The sequence below is a fragment of the Lysinibacillus sp. NPDC093692 genome, assembly GCF_050280125.1.
Taxonomy (GTDB): domain Bacteria; phylum Bacillota; class Bacilli; order Bacillales_A; family Planococcaceae; genus Lysinibacillus.
In genome coordinates, this window is sequence record NZ_JBNNUW010000009.1 from 131084 (window position 1) to 148899 (window position 17816).

13 protein-coding genes are annotated in these 17816 nt (G+C 36.8%); 1 reads left to right on the top strand and 12 read right to left on the bottom strand.

The features are described from left to right. Positions 1-196: 196 nt before the first annotated feature. The 10 genes from ald to ACQKN4_RS12105 form a co-directional block, all read right to left on the bottom strand. Entirely contained in the window at positions 197-1342 is a 1146-nt protein-coding gene (gene ald, locus ACQKN4_RS12060) for an alanine dehydrogenase (protein ID WP_079561707.1), read from the bottom strand. Between the two features lie 26 nt (positions 1343-1368). Beyond that, positions 1369-2790, bottom strand: a complete 1422-nt coding sequence (locus ACQKN4_RS12065; RefSeq protein ID WP_079561708.1) for an aldehyde dehydrogenase family protein — start codon at positions 2788-2790, stop codon at positions 1369-1371. 22 nt (positions 2791-2812) lie between these two features. Continuing rightward, positions 2813-4123 (bottom strand): aspartate aminotransferase family protein, encoded by a 1311-nt coding sequence (locus ACQKN4_RS12070; RefSeq protein WP_079561709.1) that lies wholly within the window; start codon positions 4121-4123, stop codon positions 2813-2815. A 343-nt stretch (positions 4124-4466) separates the two neighbouring features. After that, a complete protein-coding gene (locus ACQKN4_RS12075; RefSeq protein ID WP_427483788.1) occupies positions 4467-5720 on the bottom strand; it encodes an ArgE/DapE family deacylase in 1254 nt (417 codons plus the stop codon). A gap of 77 nt (positions 5721-5797) precedes the next feature. Then, a complete protein-coding gene (locus ACQKN4_RS12080) occupies positions 5798-7186 on the bottom strand; it encodes an APC family permease (RefSeq protein WP_079561711.1) in 1389 nt (462 codons plus the stop codon). 54 nt (positions 7187-7240) lie between these two features. Then, on the bottom strand, positions 7241-8563 hold the full coding sequence (locus tag ACQKN4_RS12085) for an APC family permease (protein ID WP_427483789.1): 1323 nt from the start codon (positions 8561-8563) through the stop codon (positions 7241-7243). Positions 8564-8882: 319 nt separating this feature from the next. Then, a complete protein-coding gene (locus ACQKN4_RS12090; protein WP_427483790.1) occupies positions 8883-10517 on the bottom strand; it encodes an amidohydrolase in 1635 nt (544 codons plus the stop codon). Between the two features lie 157 nt (positions 10518-10674). After that, positions 10675-11331: a GNAT family N-acetyltransferase gene (locus tag ACQKN4_RS12095; RefSeq protein WP_427483791.1), complete on the bottom strand. Its 657-nt coding sequence runs from the start codon at positions 11329-11331 to the stop codon at positions 10675-10677. A gap of 167 nt (positions 11332-11498) precedes the next feature. Continuing rightward, positions 11499-12920 (bottom strand): NAD-dependent succinate-semialdehyde dehydrogenase, encoded by a 1422-nt coding sequence (locus tag ACQKN4_RS12100; RefSeq protein WP_079561714.1) that lies wholly within the window; start codon positions 12918-12920, stop codon positions 11499-11501. A gap of 61 nt (positions 12921-12981) precedes the next feature. Further along, a complete protein-coding gene (locus ACQKN4_RS12105; protein ID WP_427483792.1) occupies positions 12982-14358 on the bottom strand; it encodes an aspartate aminotransferase family protein in 1377 nt (458 codons plus the stop codon). 210 nt (positions 14359-14568) lie between these two features. Between ACQKN4_RS12105 and ACQKN4_RS12110 the strand changes: the two genes are divergently transcribed. Beyond that, positions 14569-15480, top strand: a complete 912-nt coding sequence (locus tag ACQKN4_RS12110) for a LysR family transcriptional regulator (RefSeq protein ID WP_079561716.1) — start codon at positions 14569-14571, stop codon at positions 15478-15480. Positions 15481-15747: 267 nt separating this feature from the next. Here ACQKN4_RS12110 and ACQKN4_RS12115 read toward each other — a convergent pair whose 3' ends face one another. Together ACQKN4_RS12115 and ACQKN4_RS12120 are read right to left on the bottom strand one after the other, a co-directional pair. Next, complete coding sequence (locus ACQKN4_RS12115; protein WP_427483793.1) at positions 15748-15870, bottom strand: hypothetical protein; 123 nt, start codon at positions 15868-15870, stop codon at positions 15748-15750. Between the two features lie 402 nt (positions 15871-16272). Further along, on the bottom strand, positions 16273-17544 hold the full coding sequence (locus tag ACQKN4_RS12120) for an MFS transporter (protein ID WP_427483794.1): 1272 nt from the start codon (positions 17542-17544) through the stop codon (positions 16273-16275). Positions 17545-17816: the final 272 nt, after the last annotated feature.

Below are 17816 nucleotides of genomic sequence, written 5' to 3' on the forward strand. Positions count from 1 at the left end.
GTCTATCGTACCGGAGGTGCCTGGTTGTTTATATTCGTTATTTGATTACGGTCTTACGCATAATCTAGCTCTTTCATGTGTTTTGAAAATTATCGAAATTTAAAAATAGAAAAGAAGGTGAAAGCTTGGTAGATTACGTACGTTCCCTACCAATTTTCACCTTCTGTTCATATCAAATAACATTATTTCTCTTATTCTATTTAACTGCTAACGCCGAAGTTGAATCTGCTGCTAATTCTACTTGTAGATCCGTATATGGTAATCCATGTGCATCAGCTACCGCTTTATATACTATTTTTCCATTTACTACGTTTATCCCCTTCGCTAAAACAGGATTATCTAAAGCAGCTTGGCGATAGCCTTTATTAGCTATTTGCAAACCGTATGGAACAGTTACATTTGACAAGCCCATTGTTGAGGTACGCGCGCAAGCACCTGGCATATTCGCAACTGCGTAATGCACAACCCCGTATACTTCATAAGTAGGATTACTATGAGTAGTAATTCGATCAATTGTTTCAATAGAACCCCCTTGATCTACCGCTACATCCACTACAACAGACCCCTTTTGCATCGTTTGAATCATTTCTTTTGAAACTAATTGTGGTGCACGTGAACCTGGAATTAGCACAGCACCAATTAACAAATCTGCTGTTTTCACTGCTTCAGCGATATTGTAGGTATTTGATGCAAGTGTACGAACACGTCCTTGGAACATATCATCTATTTGACTTAAGCGTGTAATATTAACGTCTAAAATTGTTACGTTTGCACCTAATCCTACTGCCATTTTCGCAGCATTCGTCCCGACAACTCCAGCACCTATAATCACTACATTTCCAGGTGCAACACCAGGTATACCACCTAAGAGAACCCCTTTTCCTCCTTTGGAATTTTCTAAAAACTGTGCACCAATTTGTACAGACATTCGGCCTGCAACTTCACTCATTGGCGTTAATAACGGTAAGGCACCTGAATCTAATTGAATTGTTTCATAAGCAATTCCAGTAACTTTACTTTCAAGCAAAGCTTTCGTTAATTCTGGCTCTGGAGCTAAATGTAGGTATGTGTAGAGAATTAGATTCTCTTTAAAATATTTGTACTCCTCCTGAATCGGCTCCTTCACTTTAATCACCATATCAACATCCCAAGCTTCCTTAGTCGATTTAGTAATTTGAGCGCCTACATCTAAATAATCTTGGTCTGTAAATCCACTACCTAGCCCTGCACTCGATTCAATTATTACTTCATGACCACCTTTTTTGTAAGCCACAACACCTGCTGGAGTAATTCCTACTCGATTTTCATTATTTTTTATTTCTTTAGGTACACCAATTATCATTATATTTCCTCCTACCTATTTTTTTATTAGTTTTGGTTTATAACTACAAGTTTCATTTCTGTCATTTCCTCAATTGCATACTTCAGCCCTTCTCTTCCCATACCACTTTCCTTTACGCCACCATATGGTAGATGATCTAAACGGAATGTAGGAATATCATTTATAATGACACCACCTACATGGAGTTTTTGCGTTGCCTGTAAAGCAACATGGATATTATTTGAATAAACACCAGCTTGCAAACCATATTTGGAGTCATTTACTTGTTCAAATGCCTCTTGAATAGATGAAAACTTCATAATAGATACGATTGGTGCGAATACCTCCTGACAGGAAACCTTCTGCTCCGGTTTTACATTTAATAGTACGGTAGGTTGTAAGATATTCCCTTCAGATTCTCCACCAGTTGCAATAATTGCCCCTTGCCCCTTTGCTTCTTCAATCCAACTTAATGTTCGTTTTACATCTTGTGGACTAATTAAGGCTGAAACATCCGTTGTAGGATCTAGGGGATCACCAAGTTTCAACTCTTTTGTAGCTGTTACAAATTTATCTACAAACAAATCATACATTTTTTCGTGAACATAGATTCGTTGAACTGAAATACATACCTGCCCTTGGAATGCAAATGCACCGGAAACGACACGTGGAATTAATTTATCAATATCAACATTTTCATCGATAATAACAGCCGCATTAGAACCCAATTCAAGCGTTACTTTCTTAAGACCTGCTTGATTGCGTATGCCAATACCTACAGCGGGGCTACCTGTAAAAGAAATCTTTTTCACGCGATTATCCGTGACTAATTTGTTACCAATTAAAGAACCTGCACCAGTAACGATATTTAACGCACCCTTCGGTAATCCTGCCTCTTCTAATAATTCACCAATAAAATAGGAAGTTAATGGTGTTTGACTTGCAGGTTTTAATACAACCGTGTTACCTGATGCTATTGCTGGCCCTACTTTATGAGCTACTAGATTCATTGGGAAATTAAAAGGTGTAATAGCTGCCACGATGCCTAATGGTTCACGAACCGTATAGGCAATGCGCCCGTCTCCACCGGGGGCAGCATCCACAGGAATTGTTTCTCCGTGTATTCGCTTTGCTTCTTCAGCAGCAAATTTATACGTTTGAATTGTACGCTGAACTTCAGCTTTGGCGGTTGAAATAGGCTTGGCTGCTTCTAGTGCTATTAGCTCTGCTGCTTCTTCAGCACGTGCTTCTAATAAAGAAGCTAATTTTTCAAGAATAATCGCACGCTTATACAAAGGCATATTCGCCATCGTTTTACGTGCAGCATCGGCAGCTACTAAAGCTGCTTCTACTTCCTCGACATTTGCCTTCGGTATTTCTGCAATGACTTCGCTACTATATGGAGAGCATAATTCTGTATACTCTGCTGCTTCCACCCAATCCCCATTGATAAATAAATTTTTCCTCATTATAATTACCTCACCTTTCGTATTACAACTTATTTGCCAATACCTGATTCTCTACTTCTTGAATCGCCTTTTCTAGAATATCTAATAAATCTCTTAACTCCTTTTGGCTTATTGATAATGGTGGTGAAAATACAACAATATCTTGAGCATCTAGTACAACAGAGCGACATATTAATCCCAACTTTGCTGCCTCTGACACTATTTGCGGAGCGAGGAGCCTTCCTTCATAAGAGATTTCTATACCTGCCATTAAACCTAAACCTCTTGCATCTACAATAAATGGATACTTCGCTTGTAATACTTTTAACCCTGCTAATAGCTCTTTACCACGAATTTCTGCATTTGCTACTAAATTATCTTTCTCTATAATTTCAATGTTTTTCAACCCAACTGCACAAGCCATTGGATGACCACTATAAGTGTATCCATGCAATATAGTTCCTTCTGATAACTCAGAAAATTCTTGGTGTATTTTCTCTGAGATCATTACACCACCTAATTGTGCATATCCACTAGTAACACCTTTTGCAAAGCACATCATATCCGGTACCACATTAAAATGTTCCATCGCAAAGAACTTACCCGTCCTACCAAATCCTGTGATAACTTCATCAGTTATCATCAAAATACCGTACTCATTGCAAATTTCACGAATTTCTTTGAAATAATTATCCGGTGCAACATGCACGCCCCCTGCACCTTGTACTGGCTCGGTGATGAAAGCAGCTATTGTTTCTGGACCTTCAGTTTCAATCAAATCACGTAAAGCCTGTATGGAAAAATGATCTACGAATAGAAAATCCGGTGCATTCGAATTTGTAAAATCACGAAATCCTTTTAAACCCGTCGCACTTGTAGCACCGATTGCCACCCCGTGATAAGATCTCGATCTTGAGATAATTTTTTTTCGAGAAATTTCCCCTTTTAATATCCAATAATGACGAGCCAATTTATAGGCGCTATCATTGGATTCGGAACCACCGGACGTAAAAAATGTAGTATTTAAATCACCAGGTGCTAATTCTGCTAACTTTTTTGCTAATAGAATAGCAGGCTCATTACTAAACGTTGCAAAACAAGAACTGAAGGCTAATTTATCCATTTGTTCCTTCGCTACTTCACCGAGTTCTGTTCTACCATGTCCGATATTCACATTCCAAAGTGAAGACATACCATCAATAACTTTTTTACCTGTAATATCATACAGATAAACACCTTTTCCTTCTGTAAAAATAAATCCCGGTCCATTTTCCGTCTTTACTGGTGAAGTAGGGTGTAGAAAATGCTTTTGGTCTAACACTTTAAGTTCTTCAACAGAATAATTTCTTTTCATAAAAATACATCCTCTCTTTTAAATGTTTTTAAACAATACACTCACAATTAATAAACAATAAGCTAGCCAACTACTAAAATGTGATTTACTTACATCTCGAAAATGAATTAATTTAATTTTCAATTAATTTTGAATACAGGAATTGTTTCGTCGATTTAATTGTTAAGAGAGATTTGTTTTATCAAATCATTTTCCACACTAATCCCGATTAAAAGTTTTTTTAGTGTAATTGCATTAAACCCCTTTTTCCACAATATTCCTAATCATTCAGCTACCCAAGTTAGAAGCATTATGAGAGATACTATATTAGTTTGAAATGGATATTCCCAAAAGTTAACGATGATTAACTCTCGCTCCACTTAATAATATAATTTGCCAAAACATTAGCTACTTCTACTACGCTATCTAAATGAACACATTCATCTGGTCCATGCATATTTTCTCCAATTGGCCCAAAGCACAATCCTTGTTTTCCGTAATACTGAGTAAATCGTGCATCATTTCCTCCAGCTCTCCCAACCATTATTACTTTATGCCCCATAACATCTTCTGCATTTTCGATGAATAATTTTACAAAAGGGTTCTCAGGATCTTGGTACCATGGCTCCGTTGACCATCCAAACCACTCTATAACAGGTGGATTTTTATCCATCCACTCATCGCCTAAGACAGATTTCATAATCGTGTCTTGTACTAGTTGCTTAATTTCTTCGCGAGTTTCCCCTGGGATAAAACCAATTCTTCCTTCGAGGATCGCTTCCCCTGGAACTGTCGATACCCAGTCCCCAGCTTTTAGTACACCTAAGTTTAAGTGAACGGACTGTCCAGACCCCTTTTCAAATAAATCAAACTTAACATTTTTAGCACGCCATTCACTTAATTCATCCAGCGCACTAAGGATTTTCATCATTTTTGAAATAGCATTTATGCCTTCATGCGCTAAACCAGCATGCGCTGTTCTTCCCTTTACGTACACTCGGAAATACATAATCCCCCCATGACTTATTGTCATATTCAAATTATGTGGCTCTGTCGAAATGTACCCATCTGTTACGAAGCCTTCCTCCAAGCATGCTAAAGCTCCGCCTCCACCACCAGCTTCTTCTTCTATTACTGAATGTAGCTGAACCTCTCCAGCAATTGGATAACCTAAATCAATTAATGTTTTCAATGCGAACCAATTTGAAATAAGTCCTGCTTTCATATCGGCAGAGCCTCGACCGTATAACTTGTTTCCAATAATATCTCCACTCCATGGGTCCATCGTCCAGTTTGAATATGGTTCTGGAGAAACAACATCTACATGCCCATGAATCGTTAATGACTTACCATTGGAGACACCTTTATGTATTCCAATAATATTTTTTCGGTCTTCAAACGGAATACCTGAATCAATAAACGCTTCATGAGCTGAAACCTTCTCATATTTTGGTTCAATCTCATGCAAAATCAAGTTAAGTTCTTCATATTTTTTTTTCATGTATACTTGCATCTCTTGTTCATTACCAACAACGCTTTTTATACGTACGACATCTTGAATTGTTTTAAATAATTCTTCTTTATTTTCTTCTATATACAGTCGGATTTTTTCTTTCAAAGCAATCACTCCTTTATTTACTTCTTGTGTCATTAAAAAGAGGAAGATTATCTAAGAGATTCTCATCCTCTAAATAGTTAATTCAAGACTTTAATCTTATCTTCATTAAAAATCTCTTTATCTAATGACTCCAAGTCATCAATAGAGTCCATGCTTCCAAGTTCTTTTTTAAAGAATCTTGTTATAAACAGCATGTAAATGATTCCGATTATAAGCCAAACGATTCCACCTATAAATGCATCAGCGTGTAAATGATACCAAAGAACTCCAGTAGCTAATGCTCCGAAAGAAGGCATAATTAAGTACTTAAAGGTTTCACTGCCTGATCTCCTTTTCTGACGAATATAGAAATGAACAATAACAGATAGGTTAACGAATGTGAATGCAATTAATGCCCCAAAGTTAATGACTGAAGCAATTAATTCTAAATTTGGTCCTATTGCAAATAATGATACGATTCCCGTCAAAACAATCGTAAAAACAGGCGTTCTAAATTTAGGGTGTAAGTATCCGAAAGTTTTTTTAGGAAGTACACCATTTCTGCCCATAACAAACAGCAAACGAGATGCACTTGCGTGAGATGCAAGCCCTGAAGCTACAGTAGCAGCGAAAGCTCCTGCAATGAAAAGCAGTTGGAATAACTTCCCTCCTACATATAAACCAATTTCCGGCAATGTATCATCTACATTTTCGAACACAGAAACATCCGGGAATAATGCTTGTGTAAAATAAGAAGCAATAAAGAAAATACCCCCACCGATTAAAACAGTTAGAAGGATTGCTCTAGGAACTGTTGATGTATCCTTTGCTTCTTCCGTATACATTGTTATTGCGTCGAAACCGATAAACGAGAAAGCTACTACTGTTGCCCCAGTTAAAACGGCTATTAATTTCACATTTTCATGTGATAGTGGATGAATCGTGAATAAAGTACCATTTCCCATACCTTGATAAAGTTGTACAGAAGCAAGTATTATGAAGATACCTATTAAACAAATCGTGAAAACAACGAGTATAAAGTTTAAGCTGGATGTTGATTCCATACTATAAGCATTAATTGCAGTAACTACAATGACATAAGTAAAAACCCAAATCCAAACAGGTACATTCGGAAACAGAGATTCCATATATATTCGAATAATTAATGCATTAACTAACGGTAATAATAAATAATCTAATAACGATGCCCATCCTACGAGGAATCCTAGGTGAGACCCCATTGTTTCCCGGGTGTATGTATATGCTGAACCAGCAGCCGGGAATACCTGTACCATCTTTCCATAACTAATCGCTGTCAATACCATCACTAACAAGGCGACTAAATACGCCATTGGTACTACACCATTTGTTAATTTTGATACAATTCCAAACGTATCAAAGACCACTGTAGGCGTCATATATCCTAATCCCAGTGCAACAATTGACCAAACACCTAATGACCTTTTGAGCGTAGTGTTATCTGTCATTCATCCATCCCCTTTACATATTTTTAGCTGCTTCATTAATGTTTTAAATTGCGACTAATTAATTTGATCTGTATTGAGCACTGGTGGTTTATGCTTAAGACCTTTTGTCATAAATAATAAATAAATAACACCAATTCCTAACCAAACACTACCAAGAGCAATCGAATAAACATCTAGGTTGAAAAGCAAACAAGTTGTAAGTACTGCTCCGATTAATGGAAAAATCAAATAGAAGATAATCCCCTTTAAGGAGCGTTCTTTTCGCTTACCGTAATATAAAAAAACAACGGATAGATTCACAGCAGTAAATGCAAGTAGGGCGCCAAAGTTAATGAAAGACGCGACAATGGTTAGACTTAAAAACAATGAAGATAATGATAAAAGACCAATTAATAAAATGTTGTTAACCGGGGTTCTCGTTCTTTTATTTAGTTTTCCAAAAAATTTTTCAGGTAATTGTCCATCTCTTCCCATTGCGTATAATACACGTGCGGCACTTGCTTGAGATGCGGACGCGGAACCAAATACAACCACTGCAGTTTTTGCTAGGAATGCTGCTTGTAGGGCATTCCCGCCTACTAGGAAAATAATTTCATAGGAAGCAGAATCTGCATCTTTAAAACTCGTATAATCTGGCCAAACATTATGTGCAAAATAAGATACGACTACAAAACATAATCCACCAATTATTGTTACTAAAGATATTGCACGCGGTATGTTTTTCTCCGGATTTTTTACTTCTTCTGAAAAAGTAGAAACTGCATCAAAACCGAGGAAAGAGAAACATAATAGTGCAGCACCAGCAACTATATACTTAAATGACTCCTCAGTATTAATAAAGGGATCAAGGTTAAATAAAATGCCAGTCCCGGTTCCAGTTACTATTGATTTAACTGATAAGATGCAAAAGACAATTAGAAATAATACCGATAAGCCTACTACAATCATGTTGATATTTGCGCTTAACTTTACACCTCTAACATTTACAAACGTCACAAGAACTACTAATGTAAGTATCCAAACATACTGTGGAACTTCAGGTATAGCAGCTGAGAAGAAAATACCAAATAGTAAAAAGTTAACCATTGGGATCAAGAGATAATCCATTAAAATTGCCCATCCCACTAAGAAACCAACATGAGAATTAATAGCTTTTTGCGCATAGGTATAGGCAGATCCCGCAATGGGGTACGCTTTTGCCATTTGACCATAACTATGAGCCGTAAACATCATCACAATTAATGCAATTACATACGATCCAGCGACCATACCATGAGATATTTTAGAGGCTATGCCGTATGTGCTAAACACTGTAGTTAAAGCCATAAAGGCCATCCCAGTAACAACAACAGACGTTAAAGAAAGCGATCTAGACAAATTAACTGGATGTTTTATTTTTTTCACTCCTCGAATAGTAATCAATTACGCCTTGGCGGAATTGTGTCCGGATTTTGAATTGTGCCACCACAATTCATTCCTTAAAAAAATCCGTGACATCCGCCGGAGGCTTTGGGCCAACAAGATGTTGGTCACTCAGTCGTTGCCACAGGACGTGGCGTTCTTAGACTGAGTTCCTCTATTTCAGTAGGTGTTTGGACACCCACTGAAAAGGTACCAAAATCGTATTCATCTCACCACCTATAGAGGTGGGAGTTTTCTGTTGAATAAAGATAAAAAAATCTTCCCGGTAAAATGATCAATTAACTAAAATAGTAGGATAGTAGACTGATTCACTATAAACTACTTCACCATCCATAATTGTTAACAAAACTTTCGTTTGAAGAATTTCTTTATTTTCTACTTCAAAGAGGTTTTTATCTAGTACAATAATATCTGCTAATTTTCCAACTTCTAATGTACCCAAATCTTTTTCTCTGAATGTGCTGTATGCTGAGCCTTTTGTATACGCTTTCAACGCTTCTGCGAGTGTTATCTGCTCTTGACTATTCCACTCATAATCACCAGTAAAGTCTAGTCTCGTAATCGCATGAAAAATTTCTTTAAAAGGATCTAATGTTGCTATTGGATAGTCTGTACCAAGAGCAATATACTCGACTGCATCGTATAACGTTTTACATAAATACGTATAAGGGTCTTTCTCTTTACCGACACGCAAAGTATGACTTTCTTTTGGCATCAACGCTAGATGAGAAGGCTGTACAGATGGAACAACCCCCAATTCTTTAAATCTCTTAATATCTGTCGGATGAATCACTTCAATATGCTCTAGCGCATGTCGTGAATCTCTCACACCATTATCCATCCTTGCTGCTTCAAAAATATCTAGAGCAAGCCTAACTGCACCATCACCAATTGTATGGAAGCGAATTTGAAATCCTTCTTTGTCCGCTTTTGTCACCCAGTTTTTGATCGTTTCTACAGGAAAAGCAGTACTCCCTCGTGTTATAGGTTTGTCTAAGTAAGGATCTAACATGTATGCGGTATGTCCAGTTACAACGCCATCAATAAACTGCTTAAGTCCTGCAAGCTGTAATTTTTCGGAATTGTACTTTTCACGCAAGCTTATCGCTCTATCTATATCATCATTTAACTCAGGGTAAAGATGAATTCGAGTCGTAAGTTTTCCAGCTTCATCATATGCCTTATACATATCGAAACTATTTAACTTATCAAAACTACTTGCAAACAAATCATTTACTGATGTAATGCCTAATTGAGCTGATTTTTTTAAGAACTCTTCAAACAATTCTTCTTTCCGTTTATCCGGAAATGCGAGAGCAATATCCACAACTAAATTCATTGCTGTTTCAAGAAGAATTCCTGTGATTTCATTATTTTCATCTTTTTGAATCGTACCATTAGGAGGGTCTTCAGTTTCATTTGTAACCCTAGCATTTTCAAGTGCTAAACTATTAACCCACGAATAATGACCTTCAGCGTGGAAAAGAATAATCGGGCGATTAGGAACTACTTTGTCTAAAGAAAAACGTGTCGGCAGGCATTTTTCTGCCCAATTTGTATGATCCCATCCATAGCCTATAATCCACTCATCAGCATGCACGTTTTCCGAGAATTGCTTTACTAAACTAGCAACTTCTTCTTCCGAATGAGCATCCGATAAATTGATACTTGCATGCGAGAAAAGACTACCAAACATGAGATGAAGGTGCGCATCATGAAATCCTGGCATAATGAGTTGGTTGCCATAATGATATTCCTTCGTGTCTAAACCTATAAATGGTTTTATTTTCTCCATCGAACCTACCGCAATGATTTTGTTACCTTTAATCGCAATAGCAGCTGGCTTTGCTTCATTTTCTAAACCTGTAAATACTGCTTCACTCGAAATAACTTTATCAGCGATAACCATTTATAACTCCTCTCTTTACCTAAGATTTACTTCTAATGGAACTCTTACAACAATCTTTTGAAAGCGCTTACACAACTAAAGAAGTTAAATAATCTCAAAAAACAATGGGCATCCACTGTTCGCCTATTAAAATAGGCGAACATAACGGACAAAAGACTCATACTAATTTAAGCTTGTAAACTGGATTTTTCCATTCCAAAAGTGTTGCATATTCTAACGACTCAACATCCCCAGGTAAATAGCCTGGCATTACTTTATTTAATACGTATCCGTTTTTCATTTGGAATGTTAATACAGGATCATATATTTTCCCTTTCATTACCTCTAGTGCATACTCATCTGCACTCATCTGCTCAGCATATTTATAGTAAAAAGGTATACGACCACCTACTAAGATACTTTCTAAGTTAAGTTTCTCACATATGCTTTTTCGGCCATCATACAAATGACGCCCCAATTGTAACCCTCTAAAATCTTCGTGTACTCCAATTTCAATACCATATAGGTTTCTACCATTAGGGTTATGATTTCGAATAAATCCTAAATCACAGATTTGAAAATATGAGTGACTATCTCCGTAATCTTCAAAATTTACAATTAGACTTAAAGCGGTTCCTACAATTTTACCGTTATATTCTAGACAAATTTGACCTTCTGGAAACAACTCAATCTGACTTTCAAAATGCTCATATTTTAATGCCATATCAGGTCCAAAACACTTCATAGAAAGTGAGGCAACTTCAGCAAGATCCTCTTTTAAAATATTGCGGACAACTATTTCTTGTCCATTATTTTTTAAATTTACTTGAGACATAATAAATTCACCCTCTTATTTTATTGGAATTAAATTAAAGTTTATTACTTTATTAATTGTGTAGATTGTCTCCCATACATTCTTTAGAAACTATGTATGGGAGACATGGAGAATGTAGATAAGTCTACTACAATATAATTAGTTACCTAGATTAGTAACATTTTTTATTATTTTAAATAAATCGATACAAACTTCTTCTCCAAGTACTCCTCAAGTCCGTACCAACCGCCTTCTTTCCCCATTCCACTTTCCTTCATACCACCAAACGGAGCTTGTACAACCACTGGAGCTGGATCATTAATACCAACAATTCCGAACTCTAAAGCACGCATCATTCGTAAGCCTCGCCCAATGTCTCGCGTATAACAATAAGCTGCAAGACCATATTCAGGATGGTTTGCTCTTTCAACTACCTCTTCTTCCGTCTTAAATGTATAAATTGGTGCAACTGGTCCAAATGTTTCTTCTGTTGTAATCTTCATATTATCGCTTGCATATTGAATAACTGTGGGCTCAAAGAAGTAACCGCTACCATTATTTAATGTAAATACATTACCACCTGCAATTACTTTACCATCATGTTTCACAGCGTCTTCTACTTGACTTTTCACTTTTTCAAGAGCCACTTTATTAATTACTGGACCGACATTTACGCCATCTTCTAATCCATTTCCTACAACTAATTTAGATACCTTTTCAGCTAACTTTCCCGAGAATTCATCAGCTATAGTTTCTGCTACGTAAATCCGGTTGGTGCTGATGCAAGTTTGACCTGAGTTAATAAACTTAGACACTAAGATACCATTAACTGCTGCGTCAATATCAGCATCCTCAAACACAATATACGGTGCGTGTCCACCAAGCTCCATTGATATTTTCTTCACTGTATCAGACGAATCACGGATAAGTTTTTTCCCCACACGCGTCGAGCCAGTAAATGTGATTTTACGAACGTCTGGGTTACTCGTCATCTCGTTTCCAATTTCTTCAGCTGGGCCAATTACCAGGTTTGCAACTCCAGCAGGTAGTCCAACTTCATGAAAGCATTCGAATACTTTTATCGCCGAAAGAGGAGTTAAGTCAGCCGGTTTTAAAACAATCGTACAACCTGCAGCAAGTGCAGGTGCAATTTTTCTTGTAATCATCGATAACGGGAAATTCCATGGTGTAATAGCTGCACATACCCCAACAGGTTCGCGAATGACCATTAAGTGTTTATCAGCTGCAGATGCAGGAATTGTTTCCCCATAAATTCTCTTAGCTTCCTCTGCATACCATTCTAGATAGCCGATCGCACCTGCTACTTCACGAGTAGCATCTGGTAAAGGCTTACCATTTTCAAGTGTAATTGTTTCAGCTAATTCTTTTGTTTTTTCTTTCATCAATTGAACCACTTGAAACAGGTAGTTGCTGCGCTCATTTCCAGTTGTCTTACCCCAGAATTCAAATGCTCTCTTCGCACTTTCGATTGCTTCTGTAGTTTCAGTTTTACCACCTGTAGCAACAGTTCTTATTATTTCTCCTGTCGCAGGATTTGTTACATCTAATTTATTTCCTGTATCTCGCCATTCACCATTTATATAAAGCACTAGAGAACCTCCCCTTTTTTAACTATAACCACCACTACTCAACTTACTTTATAGGAATAGTTTAGTTGCGTGTATTTTTAAAAGCAGTAATCGAATCGTCTATAATTTGAATCATTTTTTCAATTTCTTCTTTGTTAATAATAAGCGGTGGTGCAATTGCCACAATTTGGTTATACGCTCCGAGCGCTCTTACTATTAATTGGCGATTGAAACATGCGTCAACTACCGCATTTGCTGGGAAAACAGTTGGATCAAACAATTTTCCACTTGTTGGATCTTCATAAAGTTCAAATGCAGCCAACAGACCAATTACTCTGCAATTTGTTACAATACTATGTTTTTCAGCTAAGTAATCTAAACCTTTTTTAAGTTCTTTCTCCATTTCGTTTACGTGGTCAATAATATTATCACGCTCTAGTATTTCAATGTTTTTCAGTCCAATTGCACAAGCAGTCGGATGGCCACTATATGTGAAACCATGTGGGATAACAGCATCGAAGTTAGCAATTGTTTCTCTAATTTCATCATTCATCATGACCCCGCCAAGTTGCGAATAACCACTCGTAATTCCTTTTGCAATTGACATCATATCAGGGACAACATTCCAGTTGTTTACACCAAACATTTTCCCCGTACGACCAAATCCACAAATAACTTCATCTGCCATGAAAAGGATATTGTGCTCGTCACAGATTTTACGAACTGCTTCTAAGTAACCTTCTGGTGGAATATTAACTCCGCCCGCACCTTGCACAGGTTCAATAATAATTCCGGCAATCGTCTCCGCACCTTCTCTTTCAATTGTTCCACGGATAGATTCTGCATAGTTTGGATCACTTTTATCACCTAACTCGCTGTTTAATAGGTGGGCTGTTGCACGAACAACTCCGTCTATATTTGATGATGCGAACTTGTGGTATGCCGCAAGACCAGTAGCTGTTTGCGCTCCTATCGTTACACCGTGATAAGCATTCGTTAGCGCAATAATCTTTCTTTTTTCTGATTTCCCTTTAAGCTCCCAGTAGAAACGAGCTAATTTAATTGCTGTATCATTTGATTCTGACCCACCAGAAGTGTAGAATACACTATTTAAATCTCCTGGTGCTAACTCAGCTAATTTTTCAGCAAGTAGAATGGATGGTTCATTTGAGAATCCTTTAAATGATGATGCATACGCGAGGGTAGATAATTGACTATTACCAGCATCTGCAAGTTCTTGATTCCCATGTCCTAAGTTCACGTTCCAAAGCATTGACATCCCGTCGATGTATTCCACATCATCCGTACTTGTAACTGTAACGCCTTTACCTTTAACAAAGATGATAGGCGGTCCATTGTCAATTAAAGCCTTCGGATTTGTAGCTGGATGTAGAAAGTGCTTTTTGTCCAGTTTAGCTAACTCTACAGTTTTTGATTGTTGAGTAATTTTAGTTGTCATTGATAAAACCTCCATTTATAAATTAATAATTTGCGATTGGATGGACACACTCTGGTATCAACTAACTTAAAACTAAAATACAGTTTAAAACCAATTTTTGAACTATTCTTAATTATGGAAATATTATATCTTTACATTTTTATAATGTAAATTATAATATTTATATGACTTCCATATATTTTATGAATACTAAAAGGAGGAGTTATCACAATGAACCTTCATCGTTTACATTGTTTTATTACAGTAGTTGAGGAAGGTAGCATTACAAAAGCTGCTACTGCACTGCAAATGACTCAACCCCCCTTAAGTATTTTAATTAGAAAATTTGAACAAGAATTAAATGTCACTTTGTTTAATCGTTTAGGTAGATCTCTTGAATTAACACCAAGTGGAGTATTTTTATATGAAAAAGGAAAAGAATTACTTGATTTATCTGAGAATACGGAGAAGCAATTAGTCGAGTTTCATGAAGGAATTAGAGGTACTGTGAAATTGGGTTGTACTACTTCAGCAAATCTATTTATTTTGCCAAATGTCTTAAAAAAAATTCAAAAGGAAACTCCTAACATAGTTACACATGTTCGCGAGGGTAATACATCATATATTTTAGAAGAACTAAGAAGTCATAAAATAGATATTGGAATTGTCCGAACTTCAGTGAGAGCGGAGGACATCCATACTTCAACACTACTAACAGAACCTTTACTTTTAGCTCTTCCCCCCAACCATCATCTATGTGAAAAAGATTCTATTGATATTGCAGACTTGAAAAACGAGCGATTTCTTTTAAATACAACATCTTATGGATCAGGTGTTGCTGATGATGTGATCGAGGCATGCCAAAAAAGTGGATTTACGCCTAATGTCGTTTACTGGGGAACAGAAACATTACCAACACTAATGATGGTAATGAAAGGCGCAGGAGTTTGTTTTGTACCTAGCTGTTTCAAGCTACTTAATTCTCCTGATTTACCGGTACTTAGACCACTAGCAAATCCAGTGTTACAAACAAAACTTAATATAATTACACTTAAGGATCGTTACATGACATCAATTTCCAAACGATTTCTTGCGATTACCGAAGAGGTTGCAGAGAAAATGACAAGCATTTTTAATGATTAATCTGACTACTCCCACAGCTAAAGCAGTGGGGTTCTTATATACTTAAGAGAATCCTTACAAAGCTCTCCATAGATGGTGTTGCCATGCCCTGTGTACAACATCTTTGATTTATTTTCTGTTCTATAAGACTTTCTTATTTACACAACCGATGTTGTGTTAGCAATAAGTTTTAACGAAGGCAGGTAGCTCTATCTACGGAGGAATACTCCTCACTTGATTTGTTTGATATCCATGCTAAGAGATTGCGTCCGGAATCGGCCGAATGCTTTAACTTCTTTCAGTTGGTATTTGAACATCCGCTGAAAAATAGTTTAAATCTGCACTCATCTCACCACTTAAAGAGGTAGGAGACTTATATAGCTGACGCTTTGCTTTCACTACAATAAACATTTGCTGAAAGAAGTTAAACTCCTATTTCATAAACTACATTCCTCTACTATTCTATCGATGTACCACCATCAAGGAAATTCTAGGGTGAATAGACAAAAAAACGAGGTGCTCAGTGTTCGGATTAGGATTTTTTATATGCCCATTGTGCTTAATGTTTTGTACATGGCGGATCAGGTCATTATGTGTTACTTAATAGGTATGGCCAGACCAATACATGGAACATGGAGCCCAGAAAGAAAAAAAGCACCTCCACATACAATCCATTAGTACAGAACTTCGACTGACCGAGTACTGTAAAATTGAATCATAAGCGAAAGTGCTTATTTCTCTAAGTATAACGTTATACGTCCCAATGAAAACATCAGGATTTCCTTCACCATGGTTGCTTTGCTTCCATGCTCTTTACCCCTGCTTGTTATTTTTATTTACGTTCTGGCGTTTTTCCTTAAATAAAATCACTCCACTCAAACCAACGATGGAGAAGATAACCGGCGTGATGAAACCATAGGAATAGCCATCCAATAGATTTCCTGAAGTTGATTGAAAATGATCCAATATATATCCAAAAATGATGGGTAGCAATACAGCACTTAGAAAGCCGCCCGTATTCGCAATCCCTGAAACAATTCCTGATTCCTCCAGTTTAAAAGATTGACGTACAGTTGCAAAAGTTAATGCACTTGCCCCATATCCAAAGCCAATGATAAAGAAAATAATAATTAGAAAGAAAAAGGAAGGATGCCCATTACATAAAAGGAAAGATAACCACCCTAATAAAACAACAATATGAACGATAATATACGGTTTTTTAATTGTTTCTAACCGACTTGAAATCCAACTAGCTAGAGGTGCCCCAATAAGAGCCCCAATAAGACCGATCATAATCAGCTGGCTCGCATCTGAACGAGTCATTTCATATATATTCATCCCATATGGTACTGCCCACGAACTGATAAATCCTACATAACCGCCGACTACCCCAAAATGGCAAAAGAATAGAGCCCACGCTTGCGGATTTGAAAATATTCTTCGCAGTAAAACTGACGTTTTTTCACGTTGCACTTCTGCTGTAGCTACTTCTTGCTCATCTCCAAAAACTTGTTTTGTTTTTTTTACAAGTACAAAATAAAGGAGAATGCCACATAAACATAATAGTAGTCCTACTGAGAAAAATGTTACCCTCCAACCAAATAAAAGTATCCATGTAGAAAAAGGTACTGTCGCCAATAAGAAACCAAGACTTCCTGTCATACCCGCCAGGCCAATTAATCGAACAAATTCCTTTGTATGAAACCATTGAGCCAAAATTAGCACCATGTTCACCCATATGGTCGCATCCCCTACCCCAGTTAGTATTCTGGCAAAAAACAGGACAAATTCATGTGTACCCATACTATAAATAATCGTCCCTAAACCTGTAAGGGTAGCACCAATAATTAGAAAAAAATTCGGCCCAAATCGATCAGCTAAAATCCCCATCGGAATTTGCAAACTCGTGTAGACAAAAAATTGTATACTCGTCAATAACCCAATCGTTGATGCTGTTACATTAAAATCATGCATCAATTGGTCTGTAATCAGTCCTGGGGCGGTGCGTTGACTCGCCATTAACAAATAAGTAAATAATACAGAAACAAATACAACCCATCTATATCTGCTATTTTGTTTGTCCAATGATTTCTACCCCTATTAGCTTTTACTCTATATATATGAATTATAGGTAACGTTAAAAACCTGTTTTCTAAAGTAGTATTATGAATTGAATTTGGTTGAAAATACTATTTGTAAATGTAGTATACCAGAATAAAACGACTGATTATTCAGTCATTAAAGTGACGTAGCATTTTAGTATAAGAAAAATGATTTAGCTTGTTCAACTATTGGGCAAAATTATGTAGTTTTAACCTCTACAAGGAGAAAAAGCTTCGCTTTTTATGGGCTTTAAT